The organism is Blautia sp. OM07-19 (genome assembly GCF_003481595.1).
Classification (GTDB): Bacteria; Bacillota; Clostridia; order Lachnospirales; family Lachnospiraceae; genus Blautia_A; species Blautia_A intestinihominis.
The window spans coordinates 21,167-39,624 of sequence record NZ_QULA01000024.1; the positions used below are offsets into that span (position 1 = coordinate 21,167).

Below are 18,458 nucleotides of genomic sequence, written 5' to 3' on the forward strand. Positions count from 1 at the left end.
ATTTCGCCAGATTTTTTGTCCTCTTTAGTGCACTTTTTTGACCTTTTAGTTTTTTATTTTGTACAAACATTTATAACTATTAAGAAAAAAAACAGGCGTTTCTGATCCGCCTGTTTTTGCATTTTTATTCTTTATTTTTCTCGTCCAAGTTCGCTTGGCAGAATGCTGTATCGTTTCTGGAATTCCCGCGTAAAAGCGCGGCTGCTGCTAAATCCGTTGTCCAGGGCGATCTGGCTGATCGTCTTGTCTGTGTTCAGTAATTCCCTGTATGCATAGGTCATTCGGATGTCCTGTAAGTACGTCTTAAAATTGACATTTGCATATTTCTGGAACATTCTGGATAAATATGCATCGGAGTAACCGAACATGTTCGCTACTTCGGTCAGTTTGAGTTCTTCCTGATAATGCTCTCTCATATAGGAAGTAATTCTCGCAAGAGCATCCAGGCGGCGGCTGTGGCGTACTTCCTGCTCGCCCGCCTCGTCCAACCGGTAGTGATTGACCAGAAAATAAAGCACATCATAATAGAAGGAACGGATCTTGAATTCATATCCGACTCCACGTTTCCCGTATAATTTATACATTTCACGCACCAGTCTCCAGAGTGTCGCATCCATCTCCGGAACACTTCCCGCAAAGCGTACAAATCGGTGTGCGGTAAAATAGTCCTCAAACTGCTTCAGCGGAATCTGAAGTACTGCCGTATGATTCTCTTCCGGCGAATCGATCGAATGCACTTCATTGGAATTGATAATCATCAGCTCCCCCGCCTTGAGCGGATGTTTCTCATCATTCAGATAAAAAGTCAGCGAACCTTCCATCACCGCAAAGATCTCCACAGACGTATGCCAGTGTTTCTCCCTCACATAATTTCCCTGACTTCCCTCAAACAGAAAAAATTTAAACGGCAGTCCCTCATCCGGGATCACCAGTTCATGCTGGAATTCCATGCTATACCCCTCTTCTCCAATAATAAATCAGTTTTCTTTCTTTTGTTTTACAAGACAACGCTTCTTATAAAAAGCTACACCATAGCAATAAATATGGTCATATTCATCTTCATACTCTTTTGCATACATACGCCTGTCAATTTGGCGCAGGGCTGCTTCACAGTCGCCCTCCATAGCAGACAATGTTCTGGAATATTTTGCCTCAAAAATCGCCACCTGTCCATTTACAGAGTCATACACAACAATATCGCTGCGTCCCTCTCCATGTTCTTTGTTTGACTCTACAACATATCCTGCTCCTGTAAAAATCCCTGCAAGAAAAGCATGATAAAAATCTTCCCTGTAATCATGATAGCTGATGGTTTTTCGCAAAAGTTTGCTCATTTCCTGTGTAAGGATCTCGCTCTGACCACTCCATGCAGCATCGAACAAAGCCTTTCGATTCCATGTTTTGACACTCTCAGAAAACCATTTCACAACGGTAGTCTCAAAAATTTCTCTGATCTCAGCATTTGGAATTTTTAACGCTGACATATTGTCTGGCAACGGATCTGTTATTTCATTTTCTCTTGCCTGCGTCAGATAGCCTGTCAGATAAAGAATGCTCCAGAGATTTTCTTCTGAAGAATGCAGATAATCGTAAGTGAGATTTTCATCTATACGTTGTATGATATAACCTCCTGAAAGTAAGGCTTCCATTTTCTTTGTAATGTTACTTCCTGCGTAATCAATAAAAGAACGGATGATCTCATTATCACTGGTATTCTTCCAGTAACTTGCCGGTCTTGCCTTCGGATTCCGCTGGATATCACGAATATAATTCATCACATCCCAGGGGCAGTAAACATCAACCTCTCCAAAATGATACCCATCATACCATTTCTTCATCTCGTCTCCAAATTCCTCGACATCTGCTTCGCTCAGGATCTTATCTACATCTTTTTGTGTAAAACCAAAATATTCATTTAAGTTTGAATCGCTTATTGTATCGGAAACAAAATTATTGGTTCCTGTAAAAATACTCTCTTTCGCAATCTGCAGGCAGCCTGTGACTACTGCAAAGCAAAGCCCCGGATTGTCCTTTAACGCAGTGCTCATCATCACTTTAAGGATTTCAAGCATCTGTGGATAATATTGATGGCTGCTGGCTTTTGCAATCGGGACATCGTATTCATCGATCAAAAGGATTACATTTTTCTGATAATGTTGCTGCATCAGCTTTATCAGCAACGACAGGCTCTTTTTGATATCTGTAACAGTTGCTTCTTCTGTAATAATGCGCTGCATGATTTCTTTATCATATGGACTTATCCGGGAACTTTCCATTAAATACAGGTGCTCTTTGTAAAGTTCTGTGATCGTTGAAGAAAGCATACCATAAGCACTGGAAAAATCTAATCCGTCAACATCCTTGAAGGTCACAAACAGCGTTGGAAACTGGTTCATCCACTCACTGCACACGTCTCTTTGTTCCGTAATTTCCAGCCCCTTGAACAACTCTGTACTTTCTTTTCGAATATCAAAAAAATTCGCCAGCATGCTCATACCAAGAGTCTTCCCAAAACGCCTTGGTCTGGTGATCAGAGTAACTTCTATGGATTTTTCTTCTAATAATTCTGCGATCAGTCCACTTTTATCAACGTAGTAATATCCATTCTTCCGGATTTTCTCAAAATCTGAAATACCAACCGGAATGCCTAATCTCGCCATGTCTGCCACTCCTTTCCCAACTAATGTCTATATCATAACATGAAGGCATTCCTTTTACAAGCAAGTGAAAATCCATCTGATTTTTTATCATCATAAAAAACACCGTCTTCCTGATAAGCTGAATATATCAGAAAAACAGTGTTCATAATAGCTTCCTGCATCGGAAAATACATCTGGCATTCCCTCCGATGCCTGGTGATTAGATACCGGGTAATTATTCAAGAAAAAAGCTTTCTATACATGATATATGCTTTTATCTTATCGCATCCTTCATGGACTTCACATACTCTTTGATATACGGTACGCAGTCGGCTCCGTGGGTTTCACAGAGTTTGACAATGGCAGAACCCACGATGACGCCGTCGGCCTGGGAGGCCATCTTTTTGGCCTGCTCCGGAGTGGAGATTCCGAAACCTACGGCACATGGGATGTCTTTCTGGGCTTTGACGAGTTCCACCATGGCTCCGATGTCTGTGGTGATCTGGCTTCGCATGCCGGTAACTCCGAGGGAGGATACGCAGTAGACAAATCCTTCTGCCTCTTTTGCGATCATGGAGATTCTCTCGTGGGAGGTCGGTGCGATCAGAGAGATCAGATCCAGACCATACTTCTCTGCAACGGATGCGAACTCTTCTTTTTCTTCAAATGGGACATCCGGAAGGATCATTCCGTCCATTCCAACTTCTGCTGCTCTCTTGCAGAAACGCTCAATCCCATAGGAAAAAACAACGTTCGCATAGGTCATAAATACCATTGGGATAGAACTGTTTTTGCGGATCTTTTCTACCATATCAAAAACTTTATCTGTGGTAACTCCACCGGATAAAGCACGCAGGTTTGCGCCCTGGATGACAGGGCCTTCTGCGGTCGGATCAGAAAATGGAATACCAAGCTCGATCAGATCTGCACCTGCTTCTTCCATGGCATAAACGATTTTTTCGGTAACATCAAGGGACGGATCCCCGCAGGTAACAAACGGGATAAATGCTTTTCCCTTCGCAAATGCTTCTGTAATTCTCTTATTCATGGATATCCTCCCCTCTGTAACGTGCGATCGCTGCACAGTCCTTGTCTCCTCGTCCGGAAATAGTGATAACTACGATCTGGTCTTTACGCATCTGTGGCACGATCTTTCTCGCGTAAGCCACGGCATGAGCACTCTCGATCGCCGGAATGATGCCTTCTGTTCTTGACAGATATTCGAATGCATCTACCGCTTCATCGTCTGTTACCGGCACATATTCCGCACGTCCGCTGTCATAAAGATGTGCATGTTCCGGTCCGACACCAGGGTAATCTAATCCCGCTGAAATGGAATAAACCGGTGCGATCTGACCATACTCATCCTGGCAGAAATAGGACTTCATGCCATGGAAAATACCAAGTTTTCCGGTTGCGATCGTCGCTGCCGTCTCTGCAGTATTGACACCGCGTCCTGCTGCCTCACAGCCGATCAGGCGGACTCCCTCATCCTCAATAAAGTTATAGAAAGTTCCGATCGCATTGGAACCGCCGCCCACACAGGCAAGCACAACATCTGGAAGTTTGCCTTCTTTTTCGAGGATCTGCTCTTTGATCTCCTTGGAAATGACTGCCTGGAAATCACGGACGATCGTCGGGAACGGGTGCGGTCCCATGACAGATCCGAGGACATAATGTGTATCGGAAATACGGTTTGTCCACTCTCTCATTGTCTCGGAAACGGCATCTTTCAGGGTTGCAGTTCCTGATGTAACGGCATGTACTTTAGCTCCCAGAAGACGCATTCTGTATACGTTCAGTGCCTGACGTTCTGTGTCTTCCTTACCCATGAATACTTCACATTCCATACCCATAAGAGCTGCTGCTGTTGCGGTTGCAACACCGTGCTGTCCGGCTCCTGTCTCTGCGATGACACGTGTTTTTCCCATCTTTTTGGCAAGTAAAACCTGTCCCAGAACATTGTTGATCTTGTGTGCTCCTGTATGGTTCAAGTCCTCACGTTTCAGATAAACTTTGGCTCCGCCGAGGTCTTCTGTCATATGTGCTGCATAGTACAGACGTGACGGACGGCCTGCATAATTGTTCAGCAGATCGGTCAGTTCACGGTTGAATTCCGGGTCATCTTTGTAACGGTTATAGGCCTCTTCCAGCTCCAGAACCGCATTCATCAGTGTCTCTGGAATGTACTGCCCTCCATGTATTCCAAATCTTCCTTTTGACATTTGTGTCCTCCTCTATATTCTTCCAAACACCTTGTTTCTTTATATAATTACTTTGTTTCTTTCATTTTCCTGACGATATCCACAACCTGCCGGATCTTCGTCGGATCTTTCCACTTTTCTGTCTCCACACTGCTGCTTAGATCCACCGCATATGGATGGATTTCCCGGATCGCCTGTTCCAGATTGGCGGCTCCGATGCCTCCTGCGAGAAAAAACGGTCTCTGGATCTCCGGGATCAAAGACCAGTCAAAAGTCTTTCCGGTTCCTCCGCCGCCCTGATCCAGCAGGATGTAATCTGCCGGGCTTTGCAATGCTTTCTCGATATCTTCAGCTGTTTTTATGGAAAACGCTTTGATGATCGGCTTGTCTGTGTATGTTTTTAATTCTCTGATATAGGACTCATTTTCCTGTCCGTGAAGCTGTGCAAGTGCAAGCGTTCCGTCATCCAGAAGTGATCTTACCAGCTCCATCGGTGCATCGACAAACACTCCAACTGGCTGGATCTCCTGGATCAGATCTTTCACCAGATCTCTCACTTCATCTGCCGTTACACTCCGGAAACTTTTGGGAAATTCTATGATAAATCCACAGTAATCCGGCTTCGCCTCATTGACGGCGAGGATGTCTTCTCTGCGCCTGAGCCCACATATTTTTATCTTAGCTTTGCTATGATCCTGAGCTGTCATTTCCTGCATCTCTCTGTTTCTCAATCCTCAGTCAACGGTGCTCCATTCAGTTCTTCGAGTGCTGCTTTTTTGTCCGGACTTCGCATCAGGGTTTCTCCGATCAGCACAGCCTCGATCTGGTTATCATGCAGACGCTTGATGTCCTCCGATGTGCGGATGCCGCTCTCGGAAACAAAGATCACATTCTCCGGTGCAAGTTCGCGAAGGTTGATGCTGTTCGCCATATCCACCTCGAAGGTTCTGAGGTCACGGTTGTTGACTCCGATGATCCTTGCTCCGCTCTTTAAAGCTCTCGCAACTTCCTCTGCATCGTGTGCTTCCACCAGGGCATCCATTCCCAGATCTTCTGCCATTTCGCGGTATTCCCGAAGCTGTTTATCGTCAAGTAATGCACAGATCAGGAGCACTGCGGCTGCACCATAAGCTGCCGCCTGCAGGATCATGTAGTCGTCAATGACGAAATCTTTTCGCAGTACCGGGATATCAACTTCTGATGCAATCTCCCATAAATACTGGTCAGAACCCTGGAAATAAAACGGTTCCGTCAGGCAGGAAATCGCGGATGCACCGGCTGCTTTATACTCTTTTGCGATGTCCAGATACGGAAAATCCGGTGCGATCAGCCCCTTGGACGGGGATGCTTTTTTGACTTCACAGATATAGGACATTCCCGGTTTTTTTAGTGCCTGATAAAAACTATGCGGCGTTTTTGCTGTCTCAGACTGGATCAGCGGATTGAGAAGCATCTGCACTTTTTTCTGCTGGATCTCACGGATCAGATCCTCTCTCGGCATCTCTTTTTTGTCTTTTTCGATGCGCTCTCTCGTCTTCTCAGCGATCTCATTTAATATGTTCATAGTAAAAAATTTCCTTTTCTAATCGGTCATTCAAGCGTTAGATTCCTGAATGAATTCCTCTAATTTCTTCAGTGCTGCACCGCTGTCGATCAGTTCTTCTGCCATGCGTACACCTGCTTCCATGGTTTCTGCTTTGCCTGCGATATAGAGTGCAGCTCCGGCGTTGAGGCATACTGCCTGACGCTTCGGTCCCTTCTCTTCGCCTTTCAGGATTGCTTTCGTGATCTCTGCATTTTCTGCCGGAGTTCCGCCAACCAGATCATCTTTGGAGCATCTTGTATAACCGAACTGCTCCGGTGTGATCTCGTAAGACTGAAACCATCCGTCCTTGATCTCGCAGACAGAAGTCGGTGCGCTCATCGAGATCTCATCCAGTTTGTCCTGTCCAAAAACTACCATTCCTTTTGTCACACCAAGCTTCGCCATAACCTGTGCCAATGGCTCTACAAGACTCTGATCAAACACACCCATCAGCTCCATATTTGCTCCTGCCGGGTTGCTCAAAGGTCCGAGGATATTGAATACGGTACGGATTCCAAGTTCCTTACGGATCGGTGCTACGTACTTCATTGCGATATGATAATTCTGTGCAAACAGGAAACAGATGTTGATCTTTTTGAGAAGTTCTGCACTTTTTTCCGGGGAGATCGTGATGTTTACTCCAAGTGCTTCAAGAACATCTGCTGCACCACTCTTGGAGGATGCTGCACGGTTTCCGTGTTTTGCAACCGGCACGCCGCCTGCTGCGATCACCAGTGAAGAAGTGGTGGAAATGTTGAAGGAGTTTGCTCCGTCACCACCGGTTCCTACGATTTCCAGAACGTCCAGATCATGCAGTAATTTGATGCAGTGCGCGCGCATTCCTGCCGCGGAAGCGGTGATCTCATCAATGGTCTCACCCTTCATGGAAAGTGCTGTCAGATAGGAAGACATCTGTACCGGTGTCGCCTGTCCGCTCATGATCTCATCCATGACTGTCTCTGCTTCCTGATATGTTAAGTCTTCTTTTTTTGAAAGTTTTACGATTGCTTCTTTGATCATTTTCATGTCCTCCTTAACTACTTCTTTACAACATTTATAAAGTTCTGGATCATCACTTTTCCATCCGGTGTCATAACGGATTCGGGATGGAACTGTACTCCATAGATTGGATATTCTGTGTGTTCCACTGCCATGATCTCGCCGTCTTCTGCCTCTGCTGTGACTCTTAAAACCTCCGGAAGTTTATCTCTTACTGCTGCCAGTGAATGGTATCTGGCTGCCTGGAAGCTGTCTCCCAGTCCTTCAAAAAGTTTGCTTTCTCCGACGGTATAGATTGTTTTTTTCTTGCCGTGCATCAGTTCTTTTGCGTAGGAAACTCTGCCGCCGAAGGCTTCACAGATTGCCTGATGTCCAAGACAGATGCCGAAGATTGGAAGTTTTCCTGCAAAATATTTAATTGCTTCGATGCAGATTCCTGCGTCTGACGGCTTGCCCGGTCCCGGTGAAAGGATCAGTGCTTCCGGTTTCATTGCCTCGATTTCTTCTACTGTATATTCATCATTTCGAACAACTTTGATGTCCGGTTCTACGGAACCGATCAGCTGATATACGTTGTAGGAAAAGCTGTCATAATTATCAATCAGTACGATCATTCCAATCCCTCCTGTGCTTTTTGGATTGCCAGAACTACGGCTCTTGCCTTGTTGCAGCACTCTTCGAATTCTTTTTCCGGAACGCTGTCTGCTACGATCCCTGCTCCGGAGCGGATGCAGATCTCACCTTTTTTCTTGTATACAAGACGGATCGCAATGCAGCTATCAAGGTTTCCTGCAAAATCCAGATATCCGATCGCGCCGCCGTAAATGCCTCGTTTGCTCTGTTCCAGTTCTTCGATGATCTGGCAGGCACGGAACTTCGGTGCCCCGGAAAGTGTTCCTGCCGGGAGGATGGAGTCGACTGCATCTATCGCATCTTTGTCTTCTCGAAGCTCTCCTGCGACTGTGGAACCGATGTGCATAACCTGTGAAAAATGCTCCACACTCATGTATTTTTCCACTTCTACCGTTCCGATCTTGCTGATCCTTCCGATGTCATTTCGTCCCAGATCGACCAGCATGTTGTGCTCTGCAAGTTCCTTCTCATCTTTCAGAAGTCCCTCTTCCAGTTCCCTGTCTTCCTGCTTTGTCTTGCCTCTCGGTCTGGTTCCTGCCAGTGGGAAAGTGGTAAGTTTTTTGTCCTCCAGTTTTACCAGGGTTTCCGGTGAAGCACCTGCAAGTTCGATGTCATCACTGGAAAAATAAAACATATACGGTGACGGATTTGTTGCTCTCAAGACTCTGTAAGTATCAAATAAACTTCCCTCTGCTTTTGCTCTCATCGGGTTGGAAAGCACCACCTGGAAGATGTCTCCCTCATGGATATAATGTTTTGCTTTTTCTACCATCTGGCAGTATTTTTCTTTCGGGAACTGCGGTTTGATCTCAGAATCAAGCTGTAATGGCAGGAACTCAGCCTTCTGTGCGTTTCGGATCAGATCTGCCATTTCCTGAAGTTTTTTCTCTGCTTTCTGGTAAGAATTTTCCAGGTCGTCCAGCATGACTCCTGTGATCAGAAGTACTTTCTGTCTGTAATGGTCAAAGGCGATCACCTGGTCAAAAAGCATCAGATCCATGTCTCTGAAATCCGGATCTTCGTGTTCGCCAAGCTTTAATTTCGGCTCGCTGTATTTGATGTAATCATAGGAAAAATATCCGACCAAACCGCCGGTAAACGGTGGCATATCTTCAATCACCGGGCTCTTGTATTCTTTCAGGATCTCTCTTAAAGTGTCTCCCGGATGTGCAACCTGCTTTGTGATCTCACCCTGATCTTCGCCTTCCGTGCGGCGGATCTTCATTGCTCCGTCCGTGCAGGTAATCTCCATGGCCGGCTCATATCCGAGGAAAGAATAGCGTCCCCACACCTCTGTCTGGCTGGCACTTTCAAGCAGATAACAATGCCTGCTCGCCTTCCTTAAAGTCCTCATAACTTCTACCGGTGTATATCTGTCTGCGTATACTTCCCGGCAGACCGGAACTCTTTTGTACTGACCTTTTGCTGCGATCTCTCTGATGGTTTCTATCGTAGGATACATGGATCATACCTCCCTGTGTATTACTGTTTGTTCCTGTCAGAGCAAAAAAGAAAGCCCGCCCATGACAGAATCTGCTCTCTGTCAAGGACGAGCGTTAAAATTCACCCGCGGTGCCACCTTGATTCACGGAATGACCCGTGCGCTTTGCGGAATACCTGCATATTCCCGGCAACTGACGTATGCCTCACGTCACAGAATACTAAGCGATCGCCTTTCCCTGTGCCCTCAGCGGTCCATTTAACAATCTGCATTTCCACCCGGCTCTCACCCTCCCGGACTCTCTGTGCGCGCATGATAGTTTTTATCTCCGCTTCAACGGTTTAATTAACTAAATCAAATTTTCTATAAAATATCACAATTTTTTTCCATTGTCAATAGGGTTAGTTAAATTTCACATTTTATGTGCGATAAAATAGCCTCGGCCACACCGTCTTCTTCGTTTGTTCCGGTCACGCAGGCGGCGGATTTCTTGCAGTTTTCGGTGGCATTTCCCATTGCGATGCCGTATTTTACTGCTTCCAGCATACTGCTGTCGTTGTCTGCGTCACCAAATGCCATCGCTTCTTCCGGGGAGATCCCGAGTTTATCCAGAAGCCACAATAGAGTTTTGCCTTTCCCTGCATCTTTGTGCCCCATTTCGAGAAGATTTGACACAGAGGAAGTCACGTAGATATCCGGAATCTCTTTCTCCAGGGATGTATACAGGCGGTTCCTGTCCTCATGGCTGCATACGAAGGAGATGCTGTCCAGTTCTTTCGCATGCTGCGCTGCAAACTCAATGATATCCTTCACAGGAGTCCTCGTTGCCTTGATATATCTTGCCCCGTACTCTGTCGCCAGATAGCGGATGGGATCTCTGACATACGCTTCCTCTGCGTAGGGAACACCGTCGACGACGACCTCCATGACCATTTTTTCTCTTTTTCTTACAGCGATCGCGACTTCTACGGATTCCGGTGTCATAAGGCACTGGTAAATGCGCTTCTTTTCGCTGACAGAATAAACAGCGCCGCCATTGGCTGTGATCAGATATTCCACTCCCGGGTACTCACGGATCATCTCAGGTACAGAACCAAAGGATCTGCCCGTTGCCGGCACAAGGTGGATTCCCTGTGCTGCCGCCAGATCAAGGGCTTCTCTTGTACGTGGAGAAAGTTCTTTTTTGTTTGTCAGCAGGGTCCCGTCCAGGTCGCTGGCGATAAGTTTGACTGCCATTTCACATCTCCTTTGTATTTTTTTGCAAACTATCCATTCATTTTCCACCATTATACAAAATCTTCTGCTTTTTTTCCACCTGATATGATATACTATTAACATTGAGTAAAAAGGAGATGTGTATCATGAAATTTATTTATCCTGCGGTATTCCGCAAAACTGATAAAGGTACTTATAAGGGATTTTTCCCGGATCTTGAGGATTGTTTCGGAGAGGGCGAGACTCTGGATGAAGCAATTGAGGAGGCAAATGCCGCTGCTTACAACTGGATCTCTCTGGAACTTGATGAGGATGACTGCCAGCTCCCGCCTGTTTCTGATGCAGACGACCTGGAACTTGAAGAAGGCGATATCGTCCGGAATATTTCTGTAAATATCCGTTTTTATGAGGGATGGGATGAATAAAATTCCTTTTCCGGATTTCATCATATCAAATCAACCCGGAAGGAGTTTTTAACATGTCAACATTTTCGGAGGTTCTTACCGAATATATCAAAGCCAGGCACGTCAAAGTTGCACCTATGACCAAATATTGCGGAATTGACCGCTCTACCATGTACAAGCTGATCAGTGGTAAACGCAATCCGCCGTCCAAAGATATTTTTGAAAAAATGGCCCAGTTCATGCACCTGACGCCAGCAGAAACACAGCGTTTCGAGGAAGCCTGGGAAGTGACTGTGATCGGTCCGGAAGTCTACTACAAGCGCAAAAGTGTAGAAAATTTTATCCGGCACTTTCCAAGTCATTTCTCTGTATCACCGGATGAATTTATTTTTTCCTCAAAACTTATCCAGAATAATCAGGAATCGGACTGCACAGTCCTGACCAGTCTTCAGAACGTCAACTATTTCATCCACAAAATGTTCCTTGCCGAAGCATCCAGGTCTTCCGGCAAGATATCACTGTTTCTACAGCCAGATCATGAATTTGTTTTTCATCTGCTCTCCACGCTGGCTCCGTCTGATACCCTGGAAGTTCAGCATATCCTCTGTCTGAACAGTGAAGACACCTTTACAGAACAGCATGAGCTTGTAAACCTGAAGTATCTGGATGCGATTTTCCCAATCTACATGTCTGGATTGAATTATACATTATGGTATTATTATGATAATATTTCATCTCATTACCAGAATATGAATATTTTTCCATGTATGATTCTGACTTCCGATGCAGCGCTGATGTGTACTGCTGACGGACAGTCAGGAATCTTTTACCGCAATTCTGATGTAATACATATGCTTCAGGAAATGTACAATACTTATCTGGAACAATGTTCACAGTTATTTCTGCCAACTGCTTTTCTGCCGGATAATTTTTCGAATGTTTTCAATACAATTTTTGAAGTTTCTGAAGAGGCACCTACTTTTGCCCTTCAACCGGAAGTCTGTATTACACCATTTATCAGCGAAAAGATTCTGAAACAGGCATTTAATTATGATATTCCGCACAGTGAGGAAATTATCAAACAGGCTGCCCTTGCTTTTAGAGGAAATATGAAAAGACTCACAGACAGCCAGACTTATGTATATTTTACAGCTGACGGACTTCTTCAGTTTGCTGCATCCGGACGGACTGCCGAGATTCCAGAAGTTTTTTATCATAAATTTACTGTTGAGCACCGAATCGAGATGCTACATGGAGTTGCCGAAAGCTGCCGCAAGGGTTCTTACAGAATTCTGCAAAAGCCATTAAACCATCTTCCATCCAACCTGCATCTTTGTATTCGTGGAAATGTCGGAACATTGATTTTTCAGAAATATAATGGAGAAGTCATGCTGTTTACGATCCAGGAGTATGGACTTCTTGAAACATTTCTTGATTATCTCCAGAATATGCTGGAAAGCAGTTTCTACACTTCAGAAGAAGCTGCCGCATACGTAGAAAGTATTATATACCAATTGGAAAATGGAGAACTTTCTTAACAATAAAAAAGCCGTATACTCAGGTAAACTCCTGAATATACGGTTTTTCTCTTTCATACTCGCCGATTCGATAGTTAAAATTATACGTATTATTTTTCATATTTCAAGATGTGACATTATTTGTGGGCAGAGTTTTTTGAAATTCAGAACACTTTTTGCCCGTTAATGAGAATTTATTGCAATTATACAATAAAATAAGCCCTCAGTGCTGTAACACCAAGGGCTTATGCTATAAAATTGCTTCCGTTATTTCGCTGGACGATATACCACAGTAAATCCTTCTGAAGCACTGCCCTGTACTTCTGCGGTATAACCAATCGGAGCCGCAGCTACAACATCATAGGTAATCGGAAGACCATCCTCATCCTGAGAATCCAGGAGTACCCACACATGTCTCCACTCGGTATCTGTGCCAAGTGTAATGCTGTCATATTCAAATCCATTGGAAAGCAGCTGAATATCAACCTGATCCGGACGAACGGTCAGTGCGCCGCTGTCTTCCCATTGTGTCGTTACAGATACATCCGTTGCCGGTGTGACTTTGATCTGGAGCGGTTCGGACTGAACACCATTCCAGGCTGCAACGATATCGGTTGTACCCGTACCGATGCCGGTAACAATTCCCTTATCATCAACTGTTGCGACAGACGGATCAGAACTGGTCCATGTAACTGACGGACTGTCATTCTTCTCTGTGCCATCCCATGTCTCTGCAAAAATGATAGTTGCACCAGTCTGCTTAATACTACGGCTGGCTGGTGTCAGCTTTATTCCAGTACCGGTAACACTTACTTTGCTTGTTGCTGTAAATGCACCCCATGTAAGAGTTACAGTTGTCTCACCAGGGGCTTTCGCGATCAGATTTCCATTGTCATCCACTTCTGCAATCTGCGGATCATCCACATTCCAGATAACATCCTGTCCATCTGCCGCTGTTCCATCCTCACCTGTTCCATCAATCAGTTTATAGCCAATTGCCTGTACAGACAGATCCTCATTTAAAGATAACTGAATGCTGTCAGAGCCTGCTGCAAGCACAATTCCCTTAACAAAAACACGAATGCTGATGGTCATTGGCTCGCCGGATACAGCTCCATTCTCATCTGTTGGCTGGTAAGTTCCTGTTACAACAGCACCACCTGCCTTATGGCTTCTTAACTGTAACTGATCGTCGGAATCTGTATCAAAAATACTCACAACAGATTCATCACTGGATTCCCATGTCATATCTCTGACTGCAATTTTGCTGCCGCCCTTCTCACCATAAACCGGTACAAAGAGACTGGTTTCCTCAGAAACTCCATTAAATACAACATTACCGTCTATGATCTGACCGATAGAATTATCAGCAGGTATATCGCCAAGATAAAGCCCATCTGCGATTGAAGTCTCCTCTTCCACCTGAACTTCAGAAGTGAAATCTGCCTCAGACTGGAAATCAGCATCTGCATCTGTCTGTTCGTCTCCTTCGCTGGTCTCTGCATCAATATTCTCTGTGCTTTCATCTGTGCTGTCCTCAATTACAGTTTCCTCATCGCCTGAGAACTCCAGATCACTGGCTGCATCATCAGCTTCGTAATTATCCTCAGAAAAAGCCTCGACTGCCGCTTCATCCCCCAGATCACCGGCGTATACTACTGTGCCTCCCTGAGCTATAAGAGCCGCCGACAACATCCAGGTTAAAGTACGATTCCATTTTGAATGTAACCCTGCACTCATTTTTATCCCTCTTCTTCTTATTAAAAACATCTGTAAATAGTTTCTACTTTATCGTATGGTAAAATCCTCCACTATTGAGGTCATTTTATCACATGCTTCTTTCTCTGTAAAGTTTCGTGAATATTAATTTTTGCTTATTTTCTAAGTGCAGATTTTAAATTAACTTTGAAAAATTCAATTTTTCTCTTGCATTTCTTCTTCGTATATAGTATAATTCGCAACTGTCAATTGAATATGGTCTAATTGGAAACGCACATTCTCCCTGAATGATTAACGAACAACACATGCTCTTGTATCTTAATTTATTTATTCAAGGAGGATTTTTTTATGCCTAAAAACAAGTTTCAGGAAGTAGTTTTTACAGTTATTATGGTATTTTTTATGGTCTACAGCATGATCTGTTATAATATCAGACTCAATGTAGGTGAGATGACAAATTCTATATTTCTTTCCGCATTTCATGAACTGATCATCATGGGACCGATCGCGTTTGTTCTTGATTTCTTTATCGTGTCCAAGCTGGCTTTTGCCTGTGCATCACGTATGGTCGATTTCAGAAACTGTCATCCGTTCAGCATGATCCTTGCGATCTCTGTTGCATCTATCGCTCTGATGTGCCCACTGATGAGTTTTGCCGCAACACTTCTTTTCAAAAATGCCGGAAGTCAGTTCATCGCTGTATGGATTGAAACTACTGCCATGAATTTCCCGGCAGCATTTTTCCTGCAGCTCATTTATGTAGGGCCGCTTGTACGCTTCATCTTCAGACATATTTTCCCTGAGAAAGAAGGTGCGCACCAGACTGCATCTGAAATGTAATAAAATTCCAATAAAAAATCAGGTTTTCGCACGATGTTATCTGTCGTGTGGAAACCTGATTTCGTTTTATTTAGCTATTTAGCCCTTTTCGATATCTTCACATGAGATTACAGAAGATAAACCGGAAGTTCTTCATTTACCTGAACAGAACCCTGTACTTCTTCCGGTGTTTTGTCCTTGACAAAAGCTTTCTGAAGTTCTTCTGAATTCTCTGGTGTGAGAACGGAAGTTTTTACGGATTTTTTGCGGGTTGTGGTTTTCTTTGGTGCTGCTTTCTTGGCTGTTGTGGCTTTTGCCTTTGTTGCTCTCGGTTTTCTGGCAGGAGTTTTTTTGGCTGCCGGTTCTTTAGCTTCTGCCTTTGGTGCTTCTTTGACTTCTGCCGGAGCTTTTGCTTCTTCTGCTGGTTTTACTGGTTCTGCTTTTGTTTCTGTGTTTTTGGCTTCTGCGTTTGCAGCGCGCAGAATGCTGTCCTTACCTACTGACATAATCCATTACCTCCCTGGCTAATTCTGTATATTCCTTCGCGCTTCTGCTGGATTTCTTGTATTCTACAACCGGAATGCTGTTGTCCTGAGACCATTCAATGGTACTGTCAACGCGGATCAGGTTGTCAAATACATGAATATTGTCCAGCTGATGCAAAGTTTCCATGGTTTGTTTAAAATAATTCTTGCGAGTGTCGACTTTGGTCACTACGATACCCGCAACTTCGAGATCTGGTGCGATCTGCTTAACTTCGCCCAGAAATTCAAACATATTTGCAAGTCCGAACATTCCCCATGGGCTTGCCTCTACAGGAATGATTACCTTATCAGATGCACACAGAATGTTCATGACCCATCCGCCGAGGGTTGGCGGTGCATCGATGAGAATATAATCGTAAACGCCTGAATCCTTGATTTTCTGGATACATTTCTTCAGGATAAATTCTCGCTGCCATTTGGTAAAAAGTTCGTACTCGATGGAACTCATCAGCGTAGATGACGGAATCAGATCAAGACTTTCGTACGGTGTGTGTACGATGTAGTCTGTCAGGTCTTCCTGTTTACCAATTGCATGGTAGAGATTCTTCTCTCCCTGGGCGTGCTCCAGAACCCAGTCCTCTGGAAAAACTGCCAGTGAAAGATTCAGCTGCATGTCACCGTCAACCAGCAGAACTTTCTTTCCGGCGCGTGACATGGCTGCGCCGAGGTTTGAGCAGGTCGTGGATTTGCCGCTGCCGCCTTTGTTGTTGGTAAAACAGATAGTTATTGTCTTTGCCATGGGATTTTCCTCCCCTGTTTATCGTTTTGGGTATTTTTGTAAATTTATCTATGTCATATTATACGAAATTTCTTCAAAATTTTCAATGAGTTTGTCACTATTTATACCTTTTATCCAACATTTGTGCATGTCAGACCGTTTTTGTCACGCGGTAGTCGGGATAATGTTCTATCAGCTCTCATGAACAAGCCTTTGCAGAAAAAAAGCCGGCAGATTTGCGGTCTGCCGGTAAGTTGTGAATCTTATTTCTGTGGAAAAACTACGGTCAGGAGCATTTTGAATGCCTCTACTGCATATACTGCGTGTGGGATCTTGGCTGGCATTACGATTGCTTCGCCTGCTTTGCACTGGTATTTTACACCGTCTACGGTGAATTCGCCGACTCCTTCGAGGACAGTTACCATGGCATCACCTGTGGAATCGTGTGTGCCGATTTGTCCAATGTTCCTTCTTATTTTTATGAATAAAAAATCAGTCGAGGATCTTTCCATCCACGGAGATGGTGGTTACCTGCCATGGGATGAATTTGCCACTGTTCTGGAGGGCTTTTTTGGCTGCCATTTCCAGACCACCGCAGCATGGAACTTCCATGCGGACAATGGTTACGCTGGCGATATTGTTGTTTCGGATGATCTCTTCAAGTTTTTCACTGTAGTCTGCGGCATCCAGCTTCGGACAGCCTACCAGGACGATCCTGCCTTTGATAAAATCTTCGTGGAAGTTTGCGTAGGCGTAAGCGGTGCAGTCTGCCGCGATCAGGAGTTTCGCGCCGTCGAAATACGGTGCATTTGTCGGAACAAGTTTGATCTGTACCGGCCACTGCTGGAGCTGGGATTGTGATTTTGTAGCTTTTTTCTGGTTCGCGAGAACGGCTGCTTCGTCATACGCCGCTGCTTCTCTCTCCACAAATGTGATCGCGCCGGTCGGACATGCCGGGAGGCAGTCGCCCAAGCCGTCACAGTAGTCATCGCGAAGGAGCTTCGCCTTTCCGTCAACCATGCCAATCGCGCTCTCATGGCAAGCCGCCGCACACGCTCCGCATCCGTTGCATTTTTCTTCATCTATCTGAATGATCCTTCTGATCATAAAAAAATTCCTCCTCATTTTGTCTGTATCTCTGACTCGGTATCGCAGGTGTTCTCACCTGTTGAGTACAGGATACTGGAATGAGGAGGAAAATTCCGTGGTTATGACAACGGAATTAAAAATATCTACAACTTTTCTGCTGAACTCATGGATTAAAATGTTTTGCAGAATCATTCCTTGACCTGTTGCCAGAATATGCTTACAATTAAAACAAATAAATTTCAGGAGTGACTGTTTATGGATTTCTCTCTCATCTCCCAGACTTCTTTATTTCGCGGATATACGCCTTCCGAAACAGAGGAGCTCTTACGTAGGCTTCGGGCTTCTACCCGGAGGTTTGTTCGGGATTCGGCGGTTTATACTGCCGGGAAACCGGTGTCGAATATTGGGATCGTGCTGTCTGGTACTGCCCAGATCGAGAATAATGATATCTGGGGAAATACCAGTATCCTGGGGCTGGTCAAACCCGGAGAAGTTTTTGCCGAGGCTTATGCCTGTGTGCCTGGAGAGCCGATGATGGTGGACGTGATCGCCACGGAAGATACGGAAATTTTGTTTGTAAATGTCCCGGAAATCTTCCGTCTTGCCTCCAGCGGAAAGGGAAATTACACACGCCTGATCCAGAATCTTGTCATCATCAGTGCCCGCAAAAACCTCACTCTCTCCCGCCGTATCCTGCACACCTCATCCAAAAAGATCCGTGGAAGACTGCTCTCTTATCTCTCCTATCAGGCAGAACTTCAGGGCAGTAACCGCATCGAAATCCCACTCAATCGTCAGCAGCTTGCCGACTATCTGAGCCTCGACCGGAGTGCTCTTTCCAAGGAACTTAGCAGGATGAAAAGCGATGGCCTGATTGATTATCATAAGAATATTTTTACCTTGCATCATACTTTTACGAAAGGATTTTGAC

General features: G+C 44.9%; 18 protein-coding genes and 1 pseudogene. 4 read left to right on the top strand and 15 right to left on the bottom strand.

Annotation, left to right across the window (positions count from 1 at the left end; translation table 11 throughout):
- Positions 1-131: 131 nt before the first annotated feature.
- From DXC01_RS14535 to DXC01_RS14585, 10 genes are all read right to left on the bottom strand, one after another.
- Complete coding sequence (locus DXC01_RS14535) at positions 132-950, bottom strand: AraC family transcriptional regulator (protein WP_022213875.1); 819 nt, start codon at positions 948-950, stop codon at positions 132-134.
- A 27-nt stretch (positions 951-977) separates the two neighbouring features.
- Complete coding sequence (locus tag DXC01_RS14540; protein WP_118699158.1) at positions 978-2,660, bottom strand: AAA family ATPase; 1,683 nt, start codon at positions 2,658-2,660, stop codon at positions 978-980.
- A 253-nt stretch (positions 2,661-2,913) separates the two neighbouring features.
- Positions 2,914-3,687, bottom strand: a complete 774-nt coding sequence (gene trpA / locus DXC01_RS14545) for a tryptophan synthase subunit alpha (protein ID WP_118699159.1) — start codon at positions 3,685-3,687, stop codon at positions 2,914-2,916.
- Positions 3,680-4,864, bottom strand: coding sequence for a tryptophan synthase subunit beta (trpB, locus tag DXC01_RS14550; protein WP_118253610.1), 1,185 nt, complete (start codon positions 4,862-4,864; stop codon positions 3,680-3,682). The genes trpA and trpB overlap by 8 nt, the downstream gene beginning before the upstream one ends.
- 47 nt (positions 4,865-4,911) lie before the next feature.
- Complete coding sequence (locus DXC01_RS14555) at positions 4,912-5,550, bottom strand: phosphoribosylanthranilate isomerase (protein WP_118253619.1); 639 nt, start codon at positions 5,548-5,550, stop codon at positions 4,912-4,914.
- A 20-nt stretch (positions 5,551-5,570) separates the two neighbouring features.
- Complete coding sequence (trpC, locus tag DXC01_RS14560; RefSeq protein ID WP_118253607.1) at positions 5,571-6,407, bottom strand: indole-3-glycerol phosphate synthase TrpC; 837 nt, start codon at positions 6,405-6,407, stop codon at positions 5,571-5,573.
- 30 nt (positions 6,408-6,437) lie between these two features.
- The gene (gene trpD, locus DXC01_RS14565) at positions 6,438-7,448 is read right to left on the bottom strand and encodes an anthranilate phosphoribosyltransferase (protein ID WP_118699160.1); all 1,011 of its coding nucleotides are present in this window, start codon (positions 7,446-7,448) and stop codon (positions 6,438-6,440) included.
- A 17-nt stretch (positions 7,449-7,465) separates the two neighbouring features.
- Complete coding sequence (locus DXC01_RS14570) at positions 7,466-8,041, bottom strand: anthranilate synthase component II (RefSeq protein WP_118699161.1); 576 nt, start codon at positions 8,039-8,041, stop codon at positions 7,466-7,468.
- Positions 8,038-9,522, bottom strand: a complete 1,485-nt coding sequence (trpE, locus tag DXC01_RS14575; RefSeq protein WP_118699162.1) for an anthranilate synthase component I — start codon at positions 9,520-9,522, stop codon at positions 8,038-8,040. Before trpE ends, DXC01_RS14570 begins: the two co-directional genes overlap by 4 nt.
- Before the next feature lie 384 nt (positions 9,523-9,906).
- Positions 9,907-10,737 carry a Cof-type HAD-IIB family hydrolase gene (locus DXC01_RS14585; RefSeq protein ID WP_022213865.1) on the bottom strand — a complete coding sequence of 277 codons (831 nt, stop codon included), beginning with the start codon at positions 10,735-10,737 and terminating at the stop codon, positions 9,907-9,909.
- A 125-nt stretch (positions 10,738-10,862) separates the two neighbouring features.
- Between DXC01_RS14585 and DXC01_RS14590 the strand changes: the two genes are divergently transcribed.
- Both DXC01_RS14590 and DXC01_RS14595 read left to right on the top strand, forming a co-directional pair.
- The gene (locus tag DXC01_RS14590) at positions 10,863-11,141 is read left to right on the top strand and encodes a type II toxin-antitoxin system HicB family antitoxin (protein WP_022213864.1); all 279 of its coding nucleotides are present in this window, start codon (positions 10,863-10,865) and stop codon (positions 11,139-11,141) included.
- A gap of 53 nt (positions 11,142-11,194) precedes the next feature.
- A complete protein-coding gene (locus tag DXC01_RS14595; RefSeq protein ID WP_118699165.1) occupies positions 11,195-12,658 on the top strand; it encodes a helix-turn-helix domain-containing protein in 1,464 nt (487 codons plus the stop codon).
- 246 nt (positions 12,659-12,904) lie between these two features.
- Here DXC01_RS14595 and DXC01_RS14600 read toward each other — a convergent pair whose 3' ends face one another.
- Positions 12,905-14,377, bottom strand: coding sequence for an Ig-like domain-containing protein (locus DXC01_RS14600; RefSeq protein ID WP_022213862.1), 1,473 nt, complete (start codon positions 14,375-14,377; stop codon positions 12,905-12,907).
- A gap of 327 nt (positions 14,378-14,704) precedes the next feature.
- Between DXC01_RS14600 and DXC01_RS14605 the strand changes: the two genes are divergently transcribed.
- Positions 14,705-15,196, top strand: a complete 492-nt coding sequence (locus tag DXC01_RS14605; protein ID WP_022213861.1) for a DUF2798 domain-containing protein — start codon at positions 14,705-14,707, stop codon at positions 15,194-15,196.
- 107 nt (positions 15,197-15,303) lie between these two features.
- Here DXC01_RS14605 and DXC01_RS20335 read toward each other — a convergent pair whose 3' ends face one another.
- From DXC01_RS20335 to DXC01_RS14625, 4 genes and pseudogenes are all read right to left on the bottom strand, one after another.
- Positions 15,304-15,681, bottom strand: coding sequence for a hypothetical protein (locus DXC01_RS20335; RefSeq protein ID WP_022213860.1), 378 nt, complete (start codon positions 15,679-15,681; stop codon positions 15,304-15,306).
- A complete protein-coding gene (locus DXC01_RS14615; protein WP_118699167.1) occupies positions 15,668-16,459 on the bottom strand; it encodes a ParA family protein in 792 nt (263 codons plus the stop codon). The genes DXC01_RS20335 and DXC01_RS14615 overlap by 14 nt, the downstream gene beginning before the upstream one ends.
- A 242-nt stretch (positions 16,460-16,701) precedes the next feature.
- Positions 16,702-16,896: pseudogene (locus tag DXC01_RS14620) on the bottom strand (cupin domain-containing protein); the annotation flags it as partial.
- Between the two features lie 34 nt (positions 16,897-16,930).
- Positions 16,931-17,545, bottom strand: coding sequence for an ATP-binding protein (locus DXC01_RS14625; RefSeq protein WP_022213857.1), 615 nt, complete (start codon positions 17,543-17,545; stop codon positions 16,931-16,933).
- Between the two features lie 237 nt (positions 17,546-17,782).
- Here DXC01_RS14625 and DXC01_RS14630 point away from each other — a divergent pair, with 237 nt between their 5' ends.
- The gene (locus DXC01_RS14630; protein WP_118699169.1) at positions 17,783-18,457 is read left to right on the top strand and encodes a Crp/Fnr family transcriptional regulator; all 675 of its coding nucleotides are present in this window, start codon (positions 17,783-17,785) and stop codon (positions 18,455-18,457) included.
- The last annotated feature ends 1 nt before the right edge of the window (position 18,458 follow it).

Excerpts from the sequence above, each read along its gene's own strand:
- DXC01_RS14535 (WP_022213875.1), bottom strand. The coding sequence starts at position 950 with ATGGAATTCCAGCATGAACTGGTGATCCCGGATGAGGGACTGCCGTTT.
- DXC01_RS14540 (WP_118699158.1), bottom strand. The coding sequence starts at position 2,660 with ATGGCGAGATTAGGCATTCCGGTTGGTATTTCAGATTTTGAGAAAATC.
- trpA (WP_118699159.1), bottom strand. The coding sequence starts at position 3,687 with ATGAATAAGAGAATTACAGAAGCATTTGCGAAGGGAAAAGCATTTATC.
- trpB (WP_118253610.1), bottom strand. The coding sequence starts at position 4,864 with ATGTCAAAAGGAAGATTTGGAATACATGGAGGGCAGTACATTCCAGAG.
- DXC01_RS14555 (WP_118253619.1), bottom strand. The coding sequence starts at position 5,550 with ATGACAGCTCAGGATCATAGCAAAGCTAAGATAAAAATATGTGGGCTC.
- trpC (WP_118253607.1), bottom strand. The coding sequence starts at position 6,407 with ATGAACATATTAAATGAGATCGCTGAGAAGACGAGAGAGCGCATCGAA.
- trpD (WP_118699160.1), bottom strand. The coding sequence starts at position 7,448 with ATGATCAAAGAAGCAATCGTAAAACTTTCAAAAAAAGAAGACTTAACA.
- DXC01_RS14570 (WP_118699161.1), bottom strand. The coding sequence starts at position 8,041 with ATGATCGTACTGATTGATAATTATGACAGCTTTTCCTACAACGTATAT.
- trpE (WP_118699162.1), bottom strand. The coding sequence starts at position 9,522 with ATGTATCCTACGATAGAAACCATCAGAGAGATCGCAGCAAAAGGTCAG.
- DXC01_RS14585 (WP_022213865.1), bottom strand. The coding sequence starts at position 10,737 with ATGGCAGTCAAACTTATCGCCAGCGACCTGGACGGGACCCTGCTGACA.
- DXC01_RS14590 (WP_022213864.1), top strand. The coding sequence starts at position 10,863 with ATGAAATTTATTTATCCTGCGGTATTCCGCAAAACTGATAAAGGTACT.
- DXC01_RS14595 (WP_118699165.1), top strand. The coding sequence starts at position 11,195 with ATGTCAACATTTTCGGAGGTTCTTACCGAATATATCAAAGCCAGGCAC.
- DXC01_RS14600 (WP_022213862.1), bottom strand. The coding sequence starts at position 14,377 with ATGAGTGCAGGGTTACATTCAAAATGGAATCGTACTTTAACCTGGATG.
- DXC01_RS14605 (WP_022213861.1), top strand. The coding sequence starts at position 14,705 with ATGCCTAAAAACAAGTTTCAGGAAGTAGTTTTTACAGTTATTATGGTA.
- DXC01_RS20335 (WP_022213860.1), bottom strand. The coding sequence starts at position 15,681 with ATGTCAGTAGGTAAGGACAGCATTCTGCGCGCTGCAAACGCAGAAGCC.
- DXC01_RS14615 (WP_118699167.1), bottom strand. The coding sequence starts at position 16,459 with ATGGCAAAGACAATAACTATCTGTTTTACCAACAACAAAGGCGGCAGC.
- DXC01_RS14625 (WP_022213857.1), bottom strand. The coding sequence starts at position 17,545 with ATGATCAGAAGGATCATTCAGATAGATGAAGAAAAATGCAACGGATGC.
- DXC01_RS14630 (WP_118699169.1), top strand. The coding sequence starts at position 17,783 with ATGGATTTCTCTCTCATCTCCCAGACTTCTTTATTTCGCGGATATACG.